This window comes from Streptomyces sp. CLV115 (genome assembly GCF_038448545.1).
GTDB lineage: Bacteria > Actinomycetota > Actinomycetes > Streptomycetales > Streptomycetaceae > Streptomyces > Streptomyces sanglieri.
Window position 1 is genome coordinate 1 of record NZ_JBCEWQ010000330.1, and the last position, 2,352, is coordinate 2,352.

The following is a 2,352-nucleotide window of genomic DNA, read 5'->3' on the forward strand; positions in this document are numbered from 1 at the left end:
GCCGGGCACGGGGCCGGAGGGGCCCGGCACGCGGTCGGAGAGGCCCGGTAGCGGGCCGGGCGGCGGGCCGGCCTCCGGCCCGGGAAGGCCGGGAAGCGGGCCGGAGAGGCCGGCCTCCGGCCCGGGAAGGCCGGGAAGGGTCTCGGGGGCCGTTCCCCGGGCCAGGCGCAGGGTGTCTCCGCCGTAGCGGGTCACGGTCAGGGCGTGGGTGTTGTCGGCGGTGGTGCCCCAGGCGACCGAGTGCGCGCCGCAGGAATTGTTGCCGATCATGCCGCCGAGCGTGCAGCGGCTGTGCGTGGACGGGTCGGGGCCGAAGGTGAGGCCGTGCGGGGCGGCGGCGGCGCGCAGCTCGTCCAGGATCACCCCCGGCTGGACGACGGCGGTGCGGGCGACCGGGTCCAGCTCGACGATCTTCCGCAGGTGGCGGGTGAGATCGAACACGATGCCGGTGCCGGTGGCCTGCCCCGCGATGGAGGTGCCGCCGCCGCGCGGCACCACGGGCACCCCGTGCGCGCGGCAGACCGCGAGCGCGGCGGCCACGTCGTCGGCGTCACGCGGGGCGACGACGCCGAGCGGCACGCGGCGGTAGTTGGAGGCGTCCATCGTCGTCAACGCCCGGGCGGTGGCACCGAAGTCGGTCTCGCCGCGGACCGCGGTGCGCAGCGCCTGTGCGAGTTCGGCGCGTTCCGTCGGGTTCTGAGGTGCGGCCATGCGCCCCAGGATGCCGCTGATCGGGCCAATCGGTCGTTCGGCGCCGCACGTTTCCCCCGAATACGCCAATACGTCGGTATACGTCGGACGCGTAGTCACATACGTAACAGAGAACGCTACAAGGTCTTCCCAAAGGGAGCGTCAATTCTCATATAGTGACCAGGACTTACCTTGGAATTGTCAGCTCCAGTTACCCCGCTCCGTCCCACTGTTCCGAACTGTCCCGATCTGGGCTGTTCGGTTCGCCCCGCTTGTCCGATCCGCCCGTACCCGTCCGCCCCCCAAGGACTCCCTTTGAGCCCCTCATCTCGGCCGACCGCAGTGGCCCTGCTGATATCGCTGGTCGTCACCGGATCCCTGTGTCTGTGGGCGGTCTCCGCGGCCCCCGCCTCGGCACGGCCCGAGCTGGCCTGGGGGGCGGGTGCCGGCGCCGTACTGCTGTCCGCCGCCGTCGCCGTCGCCGTCCGTGCCCGTGCCGAGGCGAACCGTCTTCGTTCCCGGCTCGCCTCGGAGACCCAGCGGTTCACCGGCGAGATCAGCCGCCTCGTCTCCACCTCCGCGGCCGAGGGCCAGCGGTTCACCGCCGAGACCGCCCGGATCAAGTCCGCCGCGGCGGCCGAGACGGCGCGGCTCAGGTCCGCGGCCGAGGCGGAGACCGCACGGATCACCGCGCAGGCCGCCGCCGAGACCGAACGGCTCACCGCCGACAACAAGCGGCTCACCGCCCGTGCGACCCGCAGCGAGACCGAGCGTTCCGCCGCGGTCGCCGCCTGCGCCAACGCCGCGGGCCGGATGCAGGCCCTGTCCACCAGCATGCTCGCCGACCTGCGCGAGATGGAGCACCGGCACTCCTCCGAGGACGTGCTCGGCGATCTGCTCCACCTCGACCACCGCACCGCCCAGGCGGGCCGGCTCGCCGACTCCATCGCCGTGCTGACCGGCGCCCGCTCCGGGCGGCGCTGGGCGAAGCCGATCGTGATGGAGTCGATCCTGCGCGGCGCGATGGGCCGGATCAGCGGCTACCAGCGGGTGCGGCTGCACTCGACCAGTGATGTCGCGGTCGCCGGGCACGCCGCCGAGGGCGTCATGCACGCGCTCGCCGAACTCCTCGACAACGCCGCCAACTTCTCGCCGCCCACGGCCGAGGTCCATGTGTACGTCGAGGAGGTGCCGGCCGGCATCGTCCTGACCGTCGAGGACAGCGGCCTGGTCATGAGCGACGTGCAGCTGCGCCGCGCCGAGCGCGCCGTATCGGCCGACCTCCAGGACCTCACGGGCCTGTCCGGCACCCGGCTCGGCCTCGCCGTCGTGGGCCGGCTGGCCCGCAAGCACGGTCTGACCGTCTCGTTCCGGCCGTCCGCGCGCGGCGGCACGGGCGCCCTGATGATGCTCCCGCAGGAGCTCCTCACCCGGGCCTCCGCAGCGGCCCCGGTCCCGGCGTCCCGCCCGGCCCCCGAGCCGGAACCGGCGCACGGCAACGCGTCGGAGGCCCGGCCGGCTGCCCCGGCGGCGACCGCCACCACGGCCGGCACGACCGCCACCACGGCCACGACGCCGACCGCCGCGGCCGACGCACAGCAGCCGCAGCACGCCCCGCACTCCCCTTACGCCCCGGCCGCCACCGACCCGGCCGACTCCGCC

The 2,352-nt window shown here is 74.4% G+C and carries 2 protein-coding genes; one reads left to right on the forward strand and one right to left on the reverse strand.

Going from position 1 to position 2,352, the window contains the following annotated elements:
* Positions 1 to 711, reverse strand: a 711-nt coding sequence (locus AADR41_RS41895) for an FAD-binding oxidoreductase (protein ID WP_342287701.1), incomplete at its 3' end; no start/stop codon positions are given.
* A 294-nt stretch (positions 712 to 1,005) separates the two neighbouring features.
* Here AADR41_RS41895 and AADR41_RS41900 point away from each other — a divergent pair.
* On the forward strand, positions 1,006 to 2,352 hold a 1,347-nt coding region (locus AADR41_RS41900), incomplete at its 3' end, for a sensor histidine kinase (protein WP_342287702.1).